The organism is Microbacterium sp. bgisy189, assembly GCF_057707225.1.
This window is the reverse complement of record NZ_JBYIPT010000005.1, coordinates 84988-104889: the sequence shown is the minus strand read 5'-3', so window position 1 is coordinate 104889 and position 19902 is coordinate 84988. Positions and strand designations below refer to the sequence as shown.

The window sequence follows — 19902 nt, the reverse complement described above, 5'->3', positions numbered from 1 at the left end:
TGTGGCATCCGCACGGTGGTTCACCCCGATCGGACTGCTGGCGGCGATGGCCGGCGGCGCGATCGGCGTCTCGGCGCGCGCCGCATTGACACTGCCGTTCTCCGCCGGTGCGCACCCCCTCGTGGTGCCGGCCATCACCCTCGTCGTCAACATCGTCGGATCGCTGCTGCTCGGGGTGGTCGTCGGGCTGCTCGGCGACCGGCATCCGGTGCTTCGAACGTTCGTCGGTACGGGCGTGCTCGGCGGATTCACGACCTACAGCGCGTTCGCGGTACACGTCGTGCAGACCTCGACCGCCGCGCCGCTGGTCGGGCTTGCCCTCATGGCCGTCTCGCTGTTCGGTGGGCTCGTCGCCGCAGGATTCGGACTCGCGCTCGGGCGGCGCGCCGCGGGGCGGCGGGCGCATCCCGGCCCCGCCGGGGTCGAACCGCTGGAGGCTGCCGAATGAACGGACTCGAACTGGTGGCGCTCATCGGCGGTGGGGCACTGGGCGCGGGTGCACGCTACGTGATCGACGGACTGCTGATGCGCGGCCGGCGCGAGGCCTTTCCCGTCGGCATCGTCGTCGTCAACGTGACCGGCTCGTTCCTGCTCGGACTGCTGACCGGCATGGGTGCGGTCGTGGGGGCGGTGTGGCTCGCGATCCTCGGCATCGGGCTGCTCGGCGGCTTCACGACGTTCAGCACCGTGTCGGTCGAGACGGTGCTGTTGGCACAGCGCGGCCGGCGCGACTGGGCGTGGGTCAACCTGCTCGGCACGCTCGCCGTCGCCGTCGTGGCCGCCGGTATCGGCATCATGCTCGGCGGTCTGCTGCCGCGCTGACCGGTCATCACGCCGTGCGAGAATGGCCCGGATACATCCGTGTATCGAGCCGTCCCGCACCGCATCGCAGTCCGCAGCAGCAAAGGTCTCCCGTGTCGAACCTCGCCGTTCTGAGCCTCAAGAACCGTGCCCTCATCGCCCTCGTCACGATCGTCGCCGCGATCTTCGGCGGGCTCGCGCTGAACAGCCTCAAGCAAGAGCTCATCCCCTCGATCGAGTTCCCGCAGCTGTCGGTGCTGACCACCTACCCCGGCGCCTCCCCTGACGTCGTCAACAACGACGTCTCGACACCGATCGAGACGGCGATCCAGGGCATCCCGGGCCTCGAATCCACGATCGCGACGAGCACCACGAACGCATCGATCATCCAGGTCTCGTTCACCTACGGCACTGACCTCGCGACGGCGGAGCAGAAGATCCTGCAGGCGATCAACCGCATTGAGTCTCAGCTGCCCGACAGCGTCGAGCCGAACGTCGTGTCGTTCTCGATCGACGACCTGCCCGTCATCGCCCTCGCCGTCACCGGCTACGACGACGAGCGCACGATCCAGTCGCAGCTCGAGGCGAGCGTGCTGCCCGACATCGAAGACCTCGACGGCGTCGCCGCGACCCAGATCATCGGCGGCCAGGGCGAACGCGTCACGATCGTGCCCGACCAGGCGGCGCTCGCCGCTGCCGGTTTCACCCAGACCGCGATCACCGACGCCCTCGACCAGAACGGCGTCCTGTTCCCCGGCGGCTCGGTCACCGAGGGCGACCAGACCCTCACCGTGCAGACCGGCGCGAAGCTCAGCTCGGCTGACGAGATCGCCGCGCTGCCGCTCGTGCCGGGCTCTGCCGAGCAGCTGACGGCAGACCTCGTGACGATCGGCGACGTGGCCGACGTCTCCATCGAGCAGGACCCCGTGGCATCCATCTCACGGGTCAACGGCGAGCCGGCACTGACGATCTCGATCACGAAGCTTCCCGCGGCGAACACCGTCGACGTGTCGCGCCTCGTGACCGCCGCGATCCCCGACCTGCAAGACGCCGTCGGCGACGACGTCGAGTTCACGGTCGTGTTTGACCAGGCCCCCTACATCGAGCAGTCCATCGAGGCGCTCGCGCAGGAGGGGCTGCTCGGCCTCGTCTTCGCCGTGCTCGTCATCCTCGTCTTCCTGCTGTCGGTGCGCTCGACGCTCGTCACCGCGATCTCCATCCCGACGAGCGTGCTCATCACCTTCGTCGGCATCCAGGCGTTCGGCTACTCCCTGAACATCCTCACCCTCGGCGCGCTCACGATCGCGATCGGCCGCGTCGTCGACGACTCGATCGTCGTGATCGAGAACATCAAGCGCCACTACGTCGGCGACGCCGACAAGGCGCAGTCGATCCTCCTCGCGGTGCGCGAAGTGGCCGCGGCGATCACGGCATCCACCATCACCACCGTCGCCGTCTTCTTGCCGATCGCGTTCGTCGGCGATGTGACCGGCGAGTTGTTCCGGCCCTTCGCGCTCACCGTCACGATCGCGATGACCGCCTCGCTGTTCGTGGCGCTCACGATCGTGCCGGTGCTCGCGTACTGGTTCTTGCGACCGGGCAAGCCGCTGCGGGGCGCCGACGGCAACGCGATCGACCCCGAGCACCCCGACGCCCCGCCGTCGCGCCTGCAGAAGGCGTACCTGCCGGTGCTGTCGTGGACCCTCAAACACTCCTGGATCACGCTCGGCCTGGCGGTGCTCGTGCTCGCCGGCACCGTCGCGCTCGCGCCTTTCATGAAGACGAACTTCCTCGGCGATTCGGGGCAGAACACCTTCACCGTGACGCAAGAAGTCGGGCAGGCCGCCAGCCTGGATGCCGAAGACGCGGCCGCCGCGATCGTGGAGGACGCGATCCTCGGCGTCGACGGCATCGAGACCGTGCAGACCTCGGTCGGCTCGAGCGGCTCGGCGATCGCCGACGCGTTCTCGGGCGGCGGCGCCGGCATCACCTACTCGATCACGACCGACTCCGACGCCGACCAGGTCGAGGTGCGCGAAGCCGTGCAGGAGGCGGTCGCCGACCTCGAAGACGTCGGCACGGTCACGGTCTCGGCGGGACAGGGCGGCTTCGGGTCGAGCGACATCGAGGTCGAGGTCTCAGCGCCCGACCGCGACACCCTGCAAGAGGCGACGGATGCCGTCGTCGCAGCCCTCGAAGACCCCGACGGCATCGGTCAGGTCACCAGCAACCTCGCCGCCTCACTGCCCTACGTCGCGGTGAGCGTCGACCGCGAGGCCGCCGCTGAACGCGGGCTGTCGGAGGTCGCCGTCGGCGGACTCGTCGCCAACACGATGCAGCCCCGCCAGGTCGGGTCGGTCGAGATCGACGGCACTGCGGTGACCGTCTACCTGCAGGCCGACGACATCCCGGCGACGATCGACGAGCTGCGCGACCTGCAGATCGCCTCTGCCGCCGGCCTCATCCGCCTCGACGAGGTCGCCGACGTCGAAGAGAGCCAGGGCCCCACCTCGATCACGACGCAGCGCGGACAGCGCACCGCGACTGTCACCGTGACACCGTCGACCGACGACCTCAACGCCGCATCGGCATCGGTCACCGAGGCCCTCGGCGACGTCGACCTGCCGACCGGTGCGGATGCCGAGATCGGCGGCGTGCTCTCGCAGCAGCAGGACGCGTTCGGGCAGCTCGGCCTCGCGATGCTCGCTGCGATCCTCATCGTCTACATCGTGATGGTCGCGACCTTCAAGTCGCTGCGCCAGCCCCTGCTGCTGCTCATCTCGGTGCCGTTCGCGGCGACCGGCGCCATCCTGCTGCAGATCGTCACCGGCGTTCCGCTGGGCGTCGCGTCGCTCATCGGCGTGCTCATGCTCATCGGCATCGTCGTCACCAACGCCATCGTGCTCGTCGACCTCGTCAACCAGTACCGCGAGAAGGGCCTGTCGGCGCACGATGCGACGATCGCCGGTGGCGCGAGACGTCTGCGGCCGATCCTCATGACGGCACTCGCGACGATCTTCGCGCTCACGCCGATGGCGCTCGGCATCACCGGCCACGGTGGGTTCATCTCGCAGCCGCTCGCGATCGTCGTGATCGGTGGACTCATCTCGTCGACCGTGCTGACGCTGCTCGTGCTGCCGACGCTCTACAACCTCGTCGAGGGCGCCAAGGAACGTCGCGTCGCCCGCCGCGGTGCACGCCCGGCATCCACCGCGCCCGTCGAGGCCGCCGACGACCACCCGCTCACCCGCCGCGAGCTGCGCGAGCACGCCGACTGACACGGCGACCCGTCACCGTCGCAGGAGAAATCACCGACGCAGGACGATCCCGGCCGGATCATCCTGCTTGCGGGAGTTCTCCTGCGCTCGTGCGGCCGCGGCGGCGGGCTGGATGCCGAGGCTCAGCGGTGCAGCCAGGGGCGCAGCAGGCGCGTGACCCACGGCAGCACGAGATAGACCATGAGCGGCGTGAAGATGGCCGTGCTGATCGCGACCCGCGCCACCAGCGGAAGCTCCGCGAACCCGGGGATCAGCCCGAGTCCCCACGTGCCGAGCGCGTTCGTCGGGAAGAAGCCCAGCCAGATCGCGACCGCCTGCTTCCAGCGCGGCGGGGCAGTCGGCGCCGTCGCGATGCTGCCGGTCGCCACCTGTGCCTGCACGAGCTCACCCAGCGGCGCGTCGAACCACCCCTCGATGCCGGTGCGTCGCTCGGTGCGCTCCTCGCGGGCGAACGCGCTGCCCGAGTCGAGCCACCACCGGCGCGGGCTCGACTGCTCCCACGCCTCGAGGGTGGAGATGTCGCGGAACCGGTACAGCATGTACCAGCGCTCGCTGTCTTCGCCGGCGCGCACCCACCCCGAGCCGAGGAAGCCCGGAAAGGTCGCTGCCAGATCGGTGCCCGCCTGCATCCAGCTTGTGGCCTCTGCGGTGCGGACCGGATCGATGCGTCGCTCGATCGCGACGGTGATGGGATCGGCCATCCCTCCATTGTGAGGCCGCCCGGCATGCTCTCAGCCGCGGACCGGTAGAGTGGTGCGGTCGGCTCTGGACACCGCGCCGTGCGCGGGTGGGTTTGTGAGTCCAAGGGGCCGATGGTGAGCGCCGATCGGCGCGCATGACCATCACTGTGAACGGCCCCGGCCGACGGATGTCCGGGTATGCCCGCGTGTGCGGGCGCTGTTGCTGTGCGAGAGAACCCAAAAGGACACACCCATGCCCAAGAACAAGAAGCCGGCCGGCGGCCGAGCCCAGAACTTCGAGCCGCGCTACGGCAAGAAGACCTCGTTCCAAGACGCCAAACGCCGCCCCGGCCAGTCGTCCGCCGGCAAGCCCGGCAGCAAGAGCCCCGGACACCGCGGCTTCAAGGCCGCCGATGCTGAGGCGCCCGCCCGCAAGCAGCGCTGGAGCGCGCAGGAGCGTGCCGGCCGCGACGAGGCCCGCGGCATCCGTTCGCACGCCCGCGGCGCCGACGTGCACCCCGACCGCAACGAGCGTGCCGTGCGCCGCTTCGAGCGCACCGACCGCGGTGACCGCCCCGCGCAGGGCGACCGGGGCTACGACCGTCCGCGTCGTGATGACCGTGACGAGCGTCGTTCGTTCGACCGCACCGACCGTGGCGAGCGCCGTTCGTTCGATCGTGACGACCGCCCGCGTCGTTCGTTCGACGACCGTCCGCGTCGCTTCGACCGCGACGACCGTGCGCCCCGTCGTGATGTCCGTGACGGCGCGCGCAACTCCGGAGATTTCCGTTCGGACCGGTCGGATCGGGGCGGTCAGCGCGATTCGGGTCGAAACTTCAGGAGTTACGACCGCGATGACCGCGCTCCGCGCCGCGCGTTTGAGGACCGTGCGCCGCGTCGTGATGACCGTGACGAGCGTCCGCGTCGTTCGTTTGAGGACCGTGCGCCGCGTCGTGATGACCGTGACGAGCGCCCCCGTCGTTCGTTTGAGGACCGTGCGCCGCGTCGTGATGACCGTGGCGACCGTCCGCGTCGTTCGTTCGACCGTGACGACCGCGGCCCCCGCCGTTCGTTCGACCGTGACGAGCGCCCCCGTCGTTCGTTCGACGACCGTCCCCGTCGCGACGAGCGCGCCAACCGAAGCGACTGGAACGCGGATGCCAAGGCCGCCGCGCACGAGGAGCACGTCGACGTCGTGCACGAGCGTCTGCAGGCGGATGCCGTCGACGCCGCGACCGTCGAGGCCGCTTCGTTCGCAGACCTGGGTCTCGGCGCCAACATCGTGAAGGCCCTCGCGGAGATGGGTGCGGCGTCGCCGTTCCCGATCCAGGCCGCCACCGTCCAGCCCATCCTCGAGGGCCGCGACGTGCTGGCCCGCGGTCGCACCGGCTCGGGCAAGACCATCGCGTTCGGCGCGCCCCTGGTCGAATCGATCCTCCGCTCGCAGGCCGGGCAGCGCCGCGAGTTCGGTCGCTCGCCGAAGGCGCTCATCCTCGCGCCGACGCGTGAGCTCGCCCTGCAGATCGACCGCACCGTGCAGGGCCTGGCCCGCAGCGTCGGCCTGTTCACCACCCAGGTGTACGGCGGCGTGCCGCAGGCCCGCCAGGTCGGCGCGCTCAAGAAGGGCGTCGACATCGTCATCGGCACTCCCGGCCGCATCGAAGACCTGCAGGAGCAGGGCAAGCTCGACCTCTCGCAGGTGCGCATCGTCGTGCTCGACGAGGCAGACCACATGAGCGAGCTCGGCTTCCTCGAGCCGATGCAGCGCATCCTCCGCCTCGTCGAAGAGGGCGCGCAGAAGCTGCTGTTCTCGGCCACGCTCGACCGTGAGGTCGCGGCGCTCGTCGACGAGTTCCTCGTCGACCCGGCCGTCTACGAAGTCGCCGGCGAGACGCAGGACACCGGCACCATCGACCACCGCGTGCTCGTCATCGACCACCGCGACAAGGCCGAGGTGCTCGCTTCGCTCGCCGACCGCGACGGCAAGACGCTCATCTTCACCCGCACCCGCGCGTTCGCCGAGATGGTCGCCGAAAACATGGAGGATGCCGGCATCCCCGCCGTCGCCCTCCACGGTGACCTGAACCAGGCCAAGCGCACCCGCAACCTGCAGCGCCTGACTGACGGCAAGGTGCGCGTTCTCGTCGCGACCGACGTCGCCGCCCGCGGCATCCACGTCGACGACATCGACCTGGTGATCCAGGCTGACCCCGCTGACGAGTACAAGACGTACCTGCATCGCTCCGGCCGCACCGGCCGTGCCGGTCGTGAGGGCACCGTCGTCACGCTGGTGACGCGTCAGCGCCGCCGCCGCATGACCGAGATGCTCCAGCGGGCCGAGATCGACGCACCGTTCGAAGACGTGCGCCCCGGCGACGACCTGCTCGAGGAGCTCTCGGGCCGCCAGCTCGCCGACGTCGACGCCTGATCCGCGCGGGTCGTCGAGCCCGCCGCATCACCTTGGACCGGCCCCTTCCGCATTGCGCGGGAAGGGGCCGGTTCGGCATTTCGGGGCGGGCGCGGCGCTACACTCGCGCCATGCGAGTTCCATGTGGTGGTCGCCGAACTCGATGACGCTGCCGCAACGTCGCTGCTGACTGCGCTGGCGCGCTGACAGTGCGCTGATCCCCGACACCGTCGCGCCGCCGGTTGAGTCAGAACAGCCGCTCGGGTTCGCGGGCAGCCGGCCTGGTCGTGAAGACCGGCGGCGTCCGCGAACCGCCGCGCCGTGGCATGTCGTCTTCTTCACGCCTGTCGAGCCGGTGCAGGCGCAGCAACGGCCGCACGCGTTTGCCCAGCCACGACCGGTACGCCTTCGGTGCCTGTACCGACGCTCCGGGGTAGAGGCCCCGGTATGACGACAGCAGTTCGGGGTGATGCTGCTCGAGCCACCCGAAGAACCACGGCTTGACGCCCGGGCGAAGGTGCATCGCGCCCCAGATCACCCGGTGTGCGCCGGCTTCGCGGATGCGGCGGAGCGCATCGTCGAGCACCTGCAGCGAGTCGGTCAGGTGCGGCACGATCGGCATGAGGAACACGGTCACTCTGAACCCGGCATCCGCCGCCGCGCGCACGGTGTCGAGCCGCGCCTGGAACGTCGGGGCTCCCGATTCGATCGCTGCGCGCAGCGGTTCGTCGGCGACGGCGATCGACATCGCGATCGACACGGGCACCTGTTCGGACGCCGACGCCAGCAGCGGCAGGTCTCGACGCAGGAGCGTGCCTTTCGTGAGCACCGAGAACGGGGTGCCGCTCCCCGCGAGGGCGTCGATGATGCCGGGCATGAGTCTGTAGCGACCCTCGGCGCGCTGGTACGGATCGGTGTTGGTGCCGAGTGCGACGGGCTCGCGCTGCCACGTCGACTTGGCCAACTCCCGTGCCAGCACCTCGGTGACGTTCACCTTGACGACGATCTGCGAATCGAAGTCACGGCCGGCATCGAGATCGAGATACGTGTGCGTGCCGCGTGCGAAGCAGTAGACGCATGCATGACTGCAGCCCCGATAGGGGTTGATGGTCCAGTCGAACGGCATCGCGGACGCCCCGGGTACGTGGTTGAGTGCCGACTTCGCGAGCACTTCGTGAAAGGTCATGCCCTGGAACTCGGGGGTCGTGACGGAGCGGATCAGTCCACCGGTTGCTTCGAGCCCGGGCAGGGCGGACGAGTCGATCGCACCCACCGTCTGCCCTTGCCACCGCATATCACTAGTAGAACAAAGAAACGAAGATGCGTCAAGACAAAGTCTCTCAAGTCAGAAGATAACGCCGAAGTCCGCCATCGATCACCGACCACGTGCGTCGCGCCTGGACCACCCGCACGGCAGAGGTTGCGACAATGGTGGGCATGCCCGACTCCCCGGTTCCGTCGACGCGCCGTGCGCGGCGGCAGGTGGAGCGCCGGCGCGCCGAGCGCGCGCGCCGCGTCGCCGCGTGGATCGTCGGGGGTGTGCTCGCGGTCGGCGGGTCGGTCGCCGTCAGCTCCGCGCTCGCCGGGGCGACGGTCGCGCCCGACGAGCGCATCGGCACGACGGATGCCGCAGAACCAGACGTCCAGGCAGCTGCCGAGCTGGGCATCACCGCGCTGCCGGCACCGGTCATGCAATCGGATGTCGCCGAGACCACGGCATCCGACGCGACGTGCGAACAGTCCGCCGTCACCGACGCGCTCGAGAGCGGGTCGGATGCCGACGTCATCGCAGCCTTCGGCGGCGCAGACGCGTTCCGCACCGCGGTGTCAGGCGGCGACGCGCCCTGCATCGACCTGGCCGAAGCCGGCCGCATCTGGGTCGTCGTCAACAAGCACCAGGCACTCGACCCGATCGACTACTGGCCCGTGCCGCAGGCGAGGGCGGACGGCGTGCAGCGCACGAGCGGCGGTCACATGCGCGCCGACGTCGCCGACGCGTTGGAGCAGCTGGCATCCGCCGCGGCGAACGAGGTGGGAGCGATCGGCGTGAACAGCGGGTTCCGTTCGTACGAGTTCCAGATCGGCACCTACAACGGCTACGTCGATTCGCTCGGCCGCGAATCCGCCGACCTCACGAGCGCGCGGCCCGGGCACAGCGAGCACCAGACCGGCCTCGCCGTCGACGTCATCGCATGCAGCAACGGATGCGGCGGCATCGAACGGTTCGGCTCCACCGCGCAGGCCGACTGGGTCGCCGAAAACGCCTGGCGGTTCGGTTTCATCGTGCGCTACGAGTCGGGGCAGACCGGCACCACCGGCTACGAGTGGGAACCGTGGCACCTGCGCTACATCGGCACCGACCTGGCCGCCGCCTACCACGACGGCGGATTCCACACCCTTGAGGACTTCTTCGGCCTCGACCCCGCCCCCGACTACCTCGACTGACGTGCCCGACGTCGTCTTCGTGAACGGGCTCGGGCAGCGGGCCGGGCTCGGGCAGCGGGCCGGGCCCGCCATGTCGGGAGGTTCCTGGCGCCCGGCGCTGCCGTCTGACGCGGTGTCGTTGGCGAGATGCCACAAACTGCGGCATCCGGTGCCGCACGTCGCGGCATCCGATCCCACAGACGCCTGTCGGCGGGGCGCGGTCCGCGCGTAGAGTCAAGCCGGATTCACCGAAACACACCGAGGAGGTCTGCGCATGGAGCGCGACATCTACGAAGAGGACCACGAAGCATTCCGCGACGTCGTCAAGGACTTCATGAAGCGCTACGTCAGCGAAGACAAGCGCAAGCAGTGGGAGGCCGACGGCCAGGTCGACCGTGCCACCATGCTCGCCGCGGGGGAGGCCGGCATCATCGGCCTGTCCGTTCCCGAAGAGTTCGGCGGCGCAGGCATGCTGCAGGACTACCGCTACCGCGCCATCGTGCTCGAAGAGGTCATCGGCGCCGGGCACGGCTCGCTCGCCGGCGCCCTCGGCATTCAGGACGACCTGGCCGTGCCCTACATCGCACACATGGGCACGCAGGAGCAGAAGGAGAAGTGGCTGCCGGGTATGGCGACCGGCGAGATCCTCGGCGCCCTCGCGATGACCGAGCCGGGTGCCGGCTCCGACCTGCGCGGCATCAAGACCACCGCCAAGAAGGTCGACGGTGGCTACATCGTCAACGGCGCGAAGACGTTCATCTCGTCGGGCAAGACCGCCGACATCGTCGTCACCTTCGTGAAGACCGGCGAGGGCAACCGTCCCGATGCGTTCAGCCTGCTGATCCTGGAAGACGGCATGGAGGGCTTCGACCACGGCAAGACCCTCGAGAAGATGGGCTTCCACGGTTGGGACACCGCCGAACTGTCGTTCACCGACGTGTTCGTGCCCGACGCGAACCTCATCGGCGGCAAGGAGGGCCTCGGCTTCATCCAGCTCATGATGAACCTGCCCCTCGAGCGCCTGTCGATCGGTGTCGCAGCGGCCGCCGCCGGAGAGGCCGCGTTCAACTGGACCCGCGACTACGTCATCAGCCGCGAGGCGTTCGGCGAGCGGATCGCCGACTTCCAGAACACCCGCTTCCAGCTGGCCGACATGGCCACCACCGTCGACGTCATGTGGGCCTACATCGACCGCGCGATGCTGCTCTACAAGGACGCGAAGCTGAGCGCCGAAGAGGCCGCGAAGGTGAAGTTCTGGGCCACCGACCGCGAGGCCGAACTGCTCGACGTGGGCGTGCAGCTGCACGGCGGCTACGGCTACATCACCGAGTACCCCATCGCCCGCGCCTACCTCGACGCCCGCGTGCACCGCATCTACGGCGGCACCAACGAGATCATGCGCGACCTCGTCGCGCGTCAGATCGTCGGCAAGCGCTGACCTGACACACCGGATGCCGGGACTCCGCCACAGGCGGGGCCCCGGCATCCGTCGTTTGTGGCGGAGGGTGTGCCCGTGGCCGCGGGTCTCTACCCGAGGCCGCGTGCACAACGTCGCCAATCCGTCCGGGTTGCGGGCCGTTGGGGCCGGTTCCGGGGTGCAGGGACGTGGATTGGCGACGTTGTGCACGGCTGGGCCGGAGCCCCTGCGATCAGGCGGGTTCGGCGACCGGTTCGACCTCGATGGCCGGGCGGCGGCGGGCGAGTTTCGCGACGCCGGCGCGGCGCAGGCGGTCGGCGATGAGGATGCCGAGGGCGACGGCGCCGAGGCCCGAGATGAACAGGCACGCGACGTAGAGCGCGAGCACCCAGGCGGGGAAGGCCTGCATGTCCGCGGCCATGACGGTCCACGCCGCGTACAGGACCGTCAGCACGGCGGCGCCGATGTAGTACAGCCAGCGCGACCAGCGACGGTACAGCGTCACGAGGAACGGCAGCTCGATGAACGCGGCGAACATGACGTTCGTGATAACGATCGCAGGCCCCGTGGTCGACAGCGGCGTGGCGACCAGGCCCGAGATGAGGCCGGTGAGCAGCGCGGCACCCGGGCGTTCGAGCAGTCGCATTGCGACGACGAAGCCGATGACCCAGGCGCCGGCGGCCAGGGCTGACAGCGGCGGCAGCGCCGCGTAGGTCAGGGTCGAGAACGCGGTCGCCGGAATGACGAGCAGGCCCGTGGCGACGCCGATCGCGGCGCAGGTGAGCAGGTAGACGGTCGAGACACGGCTCATGCGTGGGTTCCTTCGCGGGTCGTTGATACCTGGGGAAGCTGAGACTTGGGGGTCGGCGAGGCGGCGCCGGTGCGCCAGTAACCGACGAAGCTGATCGCGTCCTTCGACACACCCTGCGCGACGAGGTGGCGGCGGGCAGAGGTCGGCAGCGACTGCTCGCCGACGATGAACGCGTGGAACGGCTCGGTCGGCAGATCGAGCGCCGTCAGCGCGTCGAGGGCGAGGATGCCGGGCTTCTCATCGCCGCGCACGATCCAGCGCACTTCGACGCCGGCGGGGGCGTCGAAGGCGAGCGCGTCTTCCGCAGAGGGCGCTTCGATGATCGCGACACCGGATGCCGTGGCCGGCAGCGACGCGCAGATCGATGCGACCGCGGGGGCGCCGGTCTCGTCGGCGACCAGCACGACCCGGTCGACGCCGCGCTCGGGGTTGAAGCCGAGGCCCTCGTCGATGATGACGACGCTCTCGCCGGGGCGGCAGGACTGCGCCCACCGTGATGCGGGCCCGGCCGTCGGGCCGCTGCCGTGGATCACGAAGTCGACGTCGAGTTCGGCCCCACGGGCTTCAGTCGCGGGTCGGAACGCGCGCACCGAATAGTTGCGCATGACGGGACGCACGCCGTCGGGGATGCGCAGGTACTTCAGGTACCCGAAGATCTTGTTCGCCTTCGCCGGGATGCGCTCCAGCCCCTCATCTCCGCCGAGCGGCAAGAAGATGCGGAACCACTGGTCGAACCCGAGGGGCGTGAACTTCTCGATCTCGCCGCCGCCGAGGGTGATGCGCATCCAGTGGGGCGAGAGCTGCTGTGTCCGCAGCACCTCGAGGTGCAGCAGGTCTTGCGCGGGGGGCTTCACGAGCGCGCTTGCGCGAGCCATCGTGGGTCCTTTCGTCGGGCGGGCGGTCAGCCCAGGTCATCGACCCAGGTTGTCAACCCAGGGCATCAGTTCAGGGTCCAGGGGAAGCCGAGCCACATCACCACGACGGTGCCGATCCAGCAGACGCCGATGAACACGGCATCCACCGCGCCGAAGGTGACGATGTGCCGCTCGGTGCGGTCGGGGTGGGCGCCGAACGCGCGGGCATCCATCGCGAGGGCGACCCGTTCGGCGTGCCGGATCGCGCCCGCCAGCAGCGGCACGATGTAGCCCCACCACCGTGCGAGGGCCGCGAACGGACCACGCCCGCCGTGCGCACCGCGCACGCGGTGAGCCTGACGGATGACGTCGAGTTCGTGCGCGAAGCGCGGCACGAACCGGAAGGCCGCCAGCGCCGTGTAGCCGACGCGGTACGGCACCCGCAGCTGCTGCACCGTGGCCCGCACGATGTCGGGACCGCTGCTCGTGAGCCCGGCGACGAGCGCCAACGCGATGATCGCGCCGAGCCGCACACCGGTGGCGAGGCCCACCATGAGCGCGCCGCCGTACAGTCGCCACTCACCGATCTGCAGGAGCACGAAGGACTGGTCGACTCGCGACGCGTCGGCCCAGAGCGACATCCCGAGGGCGATCACGCCGATCGCTGCGGGGACGGCGAGCAGCAGCAGCGCCAGCATCCGCCACGACAGCCGTGCGCCGATGAGCAGCAGCGCATACGCGACCGCGATGAACACGAGCGGCGTCTGCAGGTCGCGCACGAACACGAGCGCGATCATCGCCGGGATCGGCGCGGCCATTTTCGCGAGCGGATTCAGGCGATACAGAAACCCCCGCGCGGGTCGGGTCGCGGCATACGGGTCGGGCGTCACCGTGTCCACGGTGGCGGTCACGGCGCTCATGCGTCTGCTCCCGTGGGCTCGACGCGCGGCGCGGGCAGGTCGGCGAGCCGGGTGCGCCCGGCCAGCAGCGGATGCGGCGCGTCGTGCAGTGCACGCGCGAGCGGCGGCAACCGCAGTCCCGCGCGCAGGATGAGCGCTTCCTCGGCGAACACCTCGTCGGTCGTGCCGTCGGCGACGATGCGGCCGTCACCCACGATCACCGTGCGGGTCGCGTACTCGGTCACGAGCTGCATGTCGTGGGTGACGACGACGATCGTCGTGCCGGCGGTGTTGAGCTCGCGCAGCAGGCCCAGCAGCTCGTCTGCGCGCGCACGGTCCTGCCCGAACGTCGGTTCGTCGAGCACGAGCACCGGCGCGCCGGCGACGAGCGCGGTGCCGACCGACAGGCGACGCTTCTGGCCGCCCGACAGCAGGAACGGATGCTGCTGCGCCTTCTGCTCGAGGCCGAACCGCGTCAGCAGGTCGGCCGTGCGCTCGGCCACCTCGGCATCCGGCAGCTTCTGCAGACGCAGGCCGTGCGCGATCTCGTCGGCGACGGTGTGCGCGATGAACTGGTGCTCGGGGTTCTGGAACACGAAGCCCACGCGGCGGGAGAGGGTGCGGCGGTCGGCGCGCGCGGCATCCACTCCGCCCACGCGCACGGTGCCCTTCGGCACCGGCACGACACCGGCGATCGCCTGCGCGAGGCTCGTCTTGCCCGCCCCGTTCGCGCCGACGACGGCGACGAACTCGCCCGCCGTGATCGTGAGGTCGACATCGCGGAGTACCGTCGCGCGGTGCCGTCCGCGTCCGCGCTGCAGCGTCAGTCCCCGCACCTCGACGACCGGTGCGCCGGTCACCGGATTCGGAGATTGCTCACGGATTCGGATGGAGGCGGCGGAATCATCCGAATCTGCGGCATCCGTCCGAATCTGCGACGCGGCGCCGGCGCCAGCACCAGGCGCGGATGCCGGGGCTGCGACCGCATCGCGCAGCTCGTCGGGCGTGAGCGGCAGGCGGTTGAAGCGCCACCCGGCACGCTGCAGGCGGAGGGCCGCGATGGTCGAGACCGGCAGCCACACGCCCATCTCGTGCAGTTCGGCGGCGCGGGCGCGCAGTACGTCGTCCACCGCGCCGTCGGCGACCGTCCGCCCCTGCGCGTCGAGCACGACGACACGGCGCGTGACGGTGATCGCGGCGTCGAGGTTGTGCTCGATCAGCAGCACGGCGCGGTTCGGGTCGGTGCGGACGAGCTCGTCGAGCGCCGCATAGACGTCTTCGATGCCGGCCGGATCAAGGTTGGCGGTCGGCTCGTCGAGTACCAGCAGCGGTGACCCCATCGCCAGCGCGCACGCGATCGCGAGTCGCTGGCGTCCGCCGCCCGACAGCCGGTCGGGATTCTCGGCGCGGCGCTCCCACAGGCCCACCCGCCGCAGCGCGGACTCGGCGCGGGCGAGCACCTCGTCCACGGGCATCCGCAGGTTCTCGGGGCCGAAGGCGACCTCGTCGAGCAGGGTGCCCGTCACGAGCTGTGCGTCGGGGTCTTGGAACACCATGCCGACGGTCGTGCTGAGCTGCGCGACGGTTTCGGTCGCGGCATCCCGCCCTGCGACCGTGACCGATCCGGCGAGGGTCGCGGGGATGGACTGCGGAATGAGGCCGTTCAGCGCCAGCGCGAGCGACGACTTGCCCGATCCGCTCGGGCCGAGCAGCAGCACGACTTCACCGGGGGCGATGTCGAAGGTCGCGGCCAGCGGTGTCGCGGTCGCTGCACCGTCGTGACGGATGCCGAGGTCCCGCACGCGCAGGAGCGGTGCGGGGGCGAATGCGGCGCGTGCGGCGGCCGCGTCGACGCCGGAGGCGGCGGTGGTCACGGGTGTGGTCCCAGCAGGAGAGGGGTGTCTTGCCTGCTTAGCCTAACCTAACTTCGGCTGCCGACCACAGGGCGGGCGACCCCGGCTTTGCGCAGCCCGCTGCCCAGTGCGAGGCCGATCGCCGTCCACGCGACGGGCGCCAGCACCGATAGCACGAGGTACGCGATCTGCGACCACAGGGGCAGCTTGCCGAGGTCGACGGCGAAGAAGACGACGACCGCGACGATCACCCCGACGATCGCTCCCGACAGCAGAAAGCGCCACGCGCCCCACGACCGGTAGCGGGTGAGGGCAGCGACGCCCTCCTGGATCGCGCCGAACAGCAGCGCCGTGCCGATGAACCGGGGTGCCCAGGCAGGGTTGAACGCGCTCGAGACGAGGGCCGCCAGCACGTGGGTCGTGAGCGCGACCAGCGGCAGTCGCAGCACCTCTTGCGCGATGATGCCCGGCAGCACGTGCGCGCCGAGCAACATGCCGTACGCGAACGGCGCGACGAGCAGTACGACGGGGGTCAGCAGGCCCGCGATGCCGCCGACGATGCCCGTTGCGACGCCGATCGCGGCGCACACGAGCAGCACGCGCGTCGACAACTGCGGGGTTCGGGCCACGCACTCAGCGTACCGGCGTGCGGTGAGGCGTCGGCCGTGAGAAATCGGTCAGATGCGGCGCCGTCTGCGGGTCAGGCGCACCCCCGGCATCGGCGGCGCGGGAATGCGTTCGTCGCCGTGCCCGACGACGTGCCCGAATCGGTCGGCATCCGCCTCCCACGCCTCGCGGGCTGCGACGATCTCGTCGTGGGAGCGGGCGACGAAGTTCCACCACATGACGATTTCGTCGTCGAACGGGGCGCCGCCGATGAGGAACAGCGTCGTGTCGCGCTCGGCCGTGATCTGGGCGGCGTCGCGGTGGATGCCGAGGTACAGCAGCGCCTGATCGGGCAGCGTCGTGTGTTCGACGAGCGGGTCACCGGCGACCGCGACGAGCGCGTGCTCCCAGTCCGGGTTCAGCGGCAGCGCGACTCGCGATCCGGCCGGCACGAACAGTTCGGCGCCCACGATCGGGGTGTGCATCGTCGCGGGAGAGGTCACGCCCGCGAACGAGCCGACGACGACGGTCGCGGTCGCGCCGTCGCCGAGATCGACGGTCGGCAGGTGCTCGTGGCGTTCGAAGTCGGGCGCGCCGTGGCGACGAGCTTCGGGCAGCGCCACCCACAGCTGCAGGGCGTCGAGGGGCACATCACCGTCGCCGAGCGAATACTCCGAGTGCGCGATGCCCGCGCCGCTGGTCATGAGGTTCAGTGCGCCGCGGCGCACGACGACGTCACTGCCGACGGTGTCGCGATGGCGCACCTCGCCTTCGAGCGGCCACGTGACCGTCTGCAGCCCGATGTGCGGATGCGGCTCGACGCGCATCGTCGTGGTCTGCGGGCCGAACCGGTCGAGAAAGCACCAGGCGCCGACCATCGGCAAGTCGCGCTGGGGAAGGCTGCGGTGCACCGCCATGCCGCGCACCCCGCCGAGGGGCACGTCTCGCGCCTCCAGCAGCAGCGCGCGCGGACCGTCGCAGTCGGCGGCGCCTTCGTGCTCGACCTCGCCCGCGTCGAGGCGGGTCATCAGTGTTCCGCGTCGTCGACGTCGTCGCTGCCCTGCTCGTCGGCGGTCGTACGCCAGTGCACGTCGAGCCCGGGCACCTCGTGCTCGCGCAGCCACTTCACGACATAGGGGCACACCGGCACGGCGGTCTCGCCGCGCGCGGCAACGTCGGCGAGCGCCTGCGCGACGAGCGTGCCGGCGAGGCCTCGGCCCGAGAACGCAGGGTCGATCTCGGTGTGCGGAAACACGACTCGGCCCTCTTCGTCGATGCGGATGAGGGTGAAGCCTGCCACGGTGCCGTCGTCGAGTTGGATCTCGTAGCGGCGCTTCTCGTCGTTGCGGGTCACGGTCGTCTCGGCTGCTTCGCTCATCGGCGACTCCTCTCGTGCCTGTGTCCTGGCTCCAACGTAGGCGGGCGGGGCGATGTTCCGCCATGGCCAGGGCGAGTCGCATTGGATCGAAGCACCGTTCGTCGCGGCATCCGCACCGCTCGTCGCACGCGTCGGCGCCGAGCGCGTCGGCCGTGCACCCGGCTCCCTAATCTGAACTGCGCGCAACGACGCCGCCCACACCAGGAGATCCGATGACTGCACCTTCGTCACGGTCCGAGTTCGTCGATGAACCGGACATCGCCACAGATCCGAACCTTCCTCCCGTCGCCCTCTCTGAGGAGGACGACGCGAAAGACCGCCGCTGGACCCCCCTGAAGATCGCGATCTGGGTCGCCATCGCCCTGCTCGGCGGCCTGGCCTGGGTCATGCTCGCCGTCGTGCGCGGCGAGACCGTCAACGCCATCTGGTTCGTCTTCGCCGCGGTCTGCACCTACCTGATCGGCTACCGCTTCTATTCGAAGGTCATCGAGCGCCACCTGCTGCGCCCGAACGACAAGCGCGCGACTCCCGCCGAAGTCCGGTCGGACGGCAAGGACTACGTGCCCACCGACCGCCGTGTGCTCTACGGGCACCACTTCGCCGCGATCGCCGGCGCCGGCCCCCTCGTCGGCCCGGTCCTCGCCGCACAGATGGGCTTCCTCCCCGGCACGATCTGGATCATCGTCGGCGTCGTGCTCGCCGGTGCCGTGCAGGACTACACCGTCCTGTTCTTCTCGATGCGCCGCGGCGGCCGCACGATCGGTCAGATGGCCCGGCAGGAACTCGGCCGCATCGGCGGCACCGCAGCCATCATCGCGTCGCTGCTGATCATGCTGATCATCGTCGCGATCCTCGCCCTCGTCGTCGTCAACGCGCTCGGCGAGAGCCCGTGGGGTGTCTTCTCGGTCGCGATGACCATTCCGATCGCCCTGTTCATGGGCGTCTACCTGCGCTTCCTGCGGCCCGGCAAGGTCACCGAGGTCTCGCTCATCGGCTTCGTGCTGCTCATGTTCGCGATCATCGGCGGCGGCTGGGTCGCCGGCACCGAGTGGGGCCAGGCGATCTTCCACCTCGACCGCACCGCGATCGCGATCGGCATCATCATCTACGGCTTCATCGCCGCCGTGCTGCCGGTGTGGCTGCTGCTCGCGCCCCGCGACTACCTGTCGACGTTCATGAAGATCGGCGTCATCGTCATGCTCGCCGGTGCCATCGTGCTGGTGCGCCCCGAGATCTCGGTGCCCGCCGTCACGATCTTCGGTGAGAACGGCCTCGGGCCGGTCTTCTCTGGTCCGCTGTTCCCGTTCCTGTTCGTCACGATCGCCTGCGGTGCGCTGTCGGGCTTCCACGCGCTCATCTCGTCGGGCACCACCCCCAAGCTCGTCGAGAAGGAGCGGCAGACCCGCTTCATCGGCTACGGCGGCATGCTCATGGAGTCGTTCGTCGCGATCATGGCGCTCGTCGCCGCGATCTCGATCGACCAGGGCATCTACTTCGCCATGAACGCCCCATCGGCGCTCACCGGCGGCACGGTCGAAGGTGCCGTCGCGTTCGTGAACTCGCTCGGATTGACGGGCGTGAACCTCACGCCCGAGATGCTCACCGGTACCGCGACCGACGTGGGCGAAGAGTCGATCGTCTCGCGCACCGGTGGGGCCCCGACGCTCGCGCTCGGCCTCGCGCACATCATGCAGCAGGCCCTCGGCGGTCAGGCGCTCATGTCGTTCTGGTACCACTTCGCGATCATGTTCGAGGCGCTGTTCATCCTCACCGCGGTGGATGCCGGTACCCGTGTGGCCCGCTTCATGCTGCAGGACTCGATCGGCGCCTGGTTCCCGAAGTTCCGCGACGTCTCGTGGCGCCCGGGCGTGTGGACCTGCACCGCGCTGATGGTCGCCGGCTGGGGAACGATCCTCATCCTCGGTGTCACCGACCCGCTGGGCGGCATCAACACCTTCTTCCCGCTGTTCGGCATCGCCAACCAGTTGCTCGCCGCGATCGCGCTCGCCGTCGTCATGGCGATCGTCGCCAAGCGGGGTCGCAGCTCGGTCAAGTGGCTGTGGATCGTCGCCGTGCCGCTCGCCTTCACCGCCGTCATCACGATCACCGCGTCGATGTACAAGATCTTCTCGCCGGTGCCCGCGATCGGATACTGGGCGAACCACTTCAAGTACCGCGCGGCGCTCGAATCGGGCGACGACAGCCTCGGCACCCCCGAGGTCATCGGCGCCGTTATGCGCAATACGGCGGTGCAGGGAACCCTGTCGATCATTTTCGTCGTGCTCGCGATCATCGTGATCATTGCGGCCGTCGTCTACACGATCCGTGCGATCGCTGCCGGTGGCGGCGAGAACACCGAAGACGAGGCCGTGCCGTCACGCCGCTACGCCCCGGCGGGGTTCATCCCGACCGCGTCGGAGCGCGCGCTCGAGAAGCAGTGGGAGCCGATCCTCGCCGACGAACGTCGCGAGACGGCACGCCGAGGACACTGACG

General features: G+C 69.8%; 17 protein-coding genes. 8 read left to right on the top strand and 9 right to left on the bottom strand.

Annotated elements, in window-relative coordinates:
- Position 1: 1 nt before the first annotated feature.
- The 3 genes from AC3ENX_RS08520 to AC3ENX_RS08510 all read left to right on the top strand — a co-directional run bounded on the left by AC3ENX_RS08520 (position 2) and on the right by AC3ENX_RS08510 (position 4079).
- Positions 2 to 448, top strand: coding sequence for a fluoride efflux transporter FluC (locus AC3ENX_RS08520; protein WP_434811440.1), 447 nt, complete (start codon positions 2 to 4; stop codon positions 446 to 448).
- Positions 445 to 822, top strand: coding sequence for a fluoride efflux transporter FluC (locus AC3ENX_RS08515; protein WP_434811439.1), 378 nt, complete (start codon positions 445 to 447; stop codon positions 820 to 822). Before AC3ENX_RS08520 ends, AC3ENX_RS08515 begins: the two co-directional genes overlap by 4 nt.
- 92 nt (positions 823 to 914) lie before the next feature.
- The gene (locus tag AC3ENX_RS08510) at positions 915 to 4079 is read left to right on the top strand and encodes an efflux RND transporter permease subunit (protein ID WP_434811438.1); all 3165 of its coding nucleotides are present in this window, start codon (positions 915 to 917) and stop codon (positions 4077 to 4079) included.
- A gap of 122 nt (positions 4080 to 4201) precedes the next feature.
- Here AC3ENX_RS08510 and AC3ENX_RS08505 read toward each other — a convergent pair whose 3' ends face one another.
- Positions 4202 to 4780, bottom strand: coding sequence for an antibiotic biosynthesis monooxygenase (locus tag AC3ENX_RS08505; RefSeq protein ID WP_434811437.1), 579 nt, complete (start codon positions 4778 to 4780; stop codon positions 4202 to 4204).
- Between the two features lie 232 nt (positions 4781 to 5012).
- Between AC3ENX_RS08505 and AC3ENX_RS08500 the strand changes: the two genes are divergently transcribed.
- A complete protein-coding gene (locus AC3ENX_RS08500) occupies positions 5013 to 7187 on the top strand; it encodes a DEAD/DEAH box helicase (protein WP_434811436.1) in 2175 nt (724 codons plus the stop codon).
- Between the two features lie 226 nt (positions 7188 to 7413).
- Here the strand turns inward: AC3ENX_RS08500 and AC3ENX_RS08495 are convergent, their stop codons facing one another.
- Positions 7414 to 8460 carry an Rv2578c family radical SAM protein gene (locus AC3ENX_RS08495; protein WP_434811435.1) on the bottom strand — a complete coding sequence of 349 codons (1047 nt, stop codon included), beginning with the start codon at positions 8458 to 8460 and terminating at the stop codon, positions 7414 to 7416.
- Positions 8461 to 8603: 143 nt separating this feature from the next.
- On the opposite strand from AC3ENX_RS08495, the gene AC3ENX_RS08490 reads away from it, so the two are divergent.
- Both AC3ENX_RS08490 and AC3ENX_RS08485 read left to right on the top strand, forming a co-directional pair.
- Positions 8604 to 9611 carry a M15 family metallopeptidase gene (locus AC3ENX_RS08490; protein WP_434811434.1) on the top strand — a complete coding sequence of 336 codons (1008 nt, stop codon included), beginning with the start codon at positions 8604 to 8606 and terminating at the stop codon, positions 9609 to 9611.
- Between the two features lie 253 nt (positions 9612 to 9864).
- Positions 9865 to 11028 carry an acyl-CoA dehydrogenase family protein gene (locus AC3ENX_RS08485; protein ID WP_434811433.1) on the top strand — a complete coding sequence of 388 codons (1164 nt, stop codon included), beginning with the start codon at positions 9865 to 9867 and terminating at the stop codon, positions 11026 to 11028.
- Between the two features lie 211 nt (positions 11029 to 11239).
- On the opposite strand, the gene AC3ENX_RS08480 is transcribed toward AC3ENX_RS08485, so the two are convergent.
- From AC3ENX_RS08480 to AC3ENX_RS08450, 7 genes are all read right to left on the bottom strand, one after another.
- Positions 11240 to 11818, bottom strand: a complete 579-nt coding sequence (locus AC3ENX_RS08480) for an ECF transporter S component (protein ID WP_434811432.1) — start codon at positions 11816 to 11818, stop codon at positions 11240 to 11242.
- Positions 11815 to 12693, bottom strand: coding sequence for a siderophore-interacting protein (locus tag AC3ENX_RS08475; protein ID WP_434811431.1), 879 nt, complete (start codon positions 12691 to 12693; stop codon positions 11815 to 11817). The genes AC3ENX_RS08480 and AC3ENX_RS08475 overlap by 4 nt, the downstream gene beginning before the upstream one ends.
- A gap of 65 nt (positions 12694 to 12758) precedes the next feature.
- Positions 12759 to 13592, bottom strand: coding sequence for an energy-coupling factor transporter transmembrane component T family protein (locus AC3ENX_RS08470; protein WP_434811430.1), 834 nt, complete (start codon positions 13590 to 13592; stop codon positions 12759 to 12761).
- Positions 13589 to 15445, bottom strand: coding sequence for an ABC transporter ATP-binding protein (locus tag AC3ENX_RS08465; RefSeq protein WP_434811429.1), 1857 nt, complete (start codon positions 15443 to 15445; stop codon positions 13589 to 13591). Before AC3ENX_RS08465 ends, AC3ENX_RS08470 begins: the two co-directional genes overlap by 4 nt.
- 47 nt (positions 15446 to 15492) lie before the next feature.
- Positions 15493 to 16053: an ECF transporter S component gene (locus AC3ENX_RS08460; protein WP_434811428.1), complete on the bottom strand. Its 561-nt coding sequence runs from the start codon at positions 16051 to 16053 to the stop codon at positions 15493 to 15495.
- A 48-nt stretch (positions 16054 to 16101) separates the two neighbouring features.
- The gene (locus AC3ENX_RS08455) at positions 16102 to 17058 is read right to left on the bottom strand and encodes a pirin family protein (protein ID WP_434811427.1); all 957 of its coding nucleotides are present in this window, start codon (positions 17056 to 17058) and stop codon (positions 16102 to 16104) included.
- Positions 17058 to 17408 carry a GNAT family N-acetyltransferase gene (locus tag AC3ENX_RS08450; protein WP_434811426.1) on the bottom strand — a complete coding sequence of 117 codons (351 nt, stop codon included), beginning with the start codon at positions 17406 to 17408 and terminating at the stop codon, positions 17058 to 17060. The genes AC3ENX_RS08455 and AC3ENX_RS08450 overlap by 1 nt, the downstream gene beginning before the upstream one ends.
- 52 nt (positions 17409 to 17460) lie before the next feature.
- On the opposite strand from AC3ENX_RS08450, the gene AC3ENX_RS08445 reads away from it, so the two are divergent.
- Positions 17461 to 17583 (top strand): hypothetical protein, encoded by a 123-nt coding sequence (locus AC3ENX_RS08445; protein WP_434811425.1) that lies wholly within the window; start codon positions 17461 to 17463, stop codon positions 17581 to 17583.
- Between the two features lie 37 nt (positions 17584 to 17620).
- Positions 17621 to 19900, top strand: a complete 2280-nt coding sequence (locus AC3ENX_RS08440) for a carbon starvation CstA family protein (protein ID WP_434811424.1) — start codon at positions 17621 to 17623, stop codon at positions 19898 to 19900.
- The last annotated feature ends 2 nt before the right edge of the window (positions 19901 to 19902 follow it).

Coding starts and splice junctions, on each gene's coding strand:
- AC3ENX_RS08515 (WP_434811439.1), top strand. CDS start 445: ATGAACGGACTCGAACTGGTGGCGCTCATCGGCGGTGGGGCACTGGGC.
- AC3ENX_RS08505 (WP_434811437.1), bottom strand. CDS start 4,780: ATGGCCGATCCCATCACCGTCGCGATCGAGCGACGCATCGATCCGGTC.
- AC3ENX_RS08500 (WP_434811436.1), top strand. CDS start 5,013: ATGCCCAAGAACAAGAAGCCGGCCGGCGGCCGAGCCCAGAACTTCGAG.
- AC3ENX_RS08495 (WP_434811435.1), bottom strand. CDS start 8,460: ATGCGGTGGCAAGGGCAGACGGTGGGTGCGATCGACTCGTCCGCCCTG.
- AC3ENX_RS08490 (WP_434811434.1), top strand. CDS start 8,604: ATGCCCGACTCCCCGGTTCCGTCGACGCGCCGTGCGCGGCGGCAGGTG.
- AC3ENX_RS08485 (WP_434811433.1), top strand. CDS start 9,865: ATGGAGCGCGACATCTACGAAGAGGACCACGAAGCATTCCGCGACGTC.
- AC3ENX_RS08480 (WP_434811432.1), bottom strand. CDS start 11,818: ATGAGCCGTGTCTCGACCGTCTACCTGCTCACCTGCGCCGCGATCGGC.
- AC3ENX_RS08475 (WP_434811431.1), bottom strand. CDS start 12,693: ATGGCTCGCGCAAGCGCGCTCGTGAAGCCCCCCGCGCAAGACCTGCTG.
- AC3ENX_RS08470 (WP_434811430.1), bottom strand. CDS start 13,592: ATGAGCGCCGTGACCGCCACCGTGGACACGGTGACGCCCGACCCGTAT.
- AC3ENX_RS08455 (WP_434811427.1), bottom strand. CDS start 17,058: ATGACCCGCCTCGACGCGGGCGAGGTCGAGCACGAAGGCGCCGCCGAC.
- AC3ENX_RS08450 (WP_434811426.1), bottom strand. CDS start 17,408: ATGAGCGAAGCAGCCGAGACGACCGTGACCCGCAACGACGAGAAGCGC.
- AC3ENX_RS08445 (WP_434811425.1), top strand. CDS start 17,461: ATGTTCCGCCATGGCCAGGGCGAGTCGCATTGGATCGAAGCACCGTTC.
- AC3ENX_RS08440 (WP_434811424.1), top strand. CDS start 17,621: ATGACTGCACCTTCGTCACGGTCCGAGTTCGTCGATGAACCGGACATC.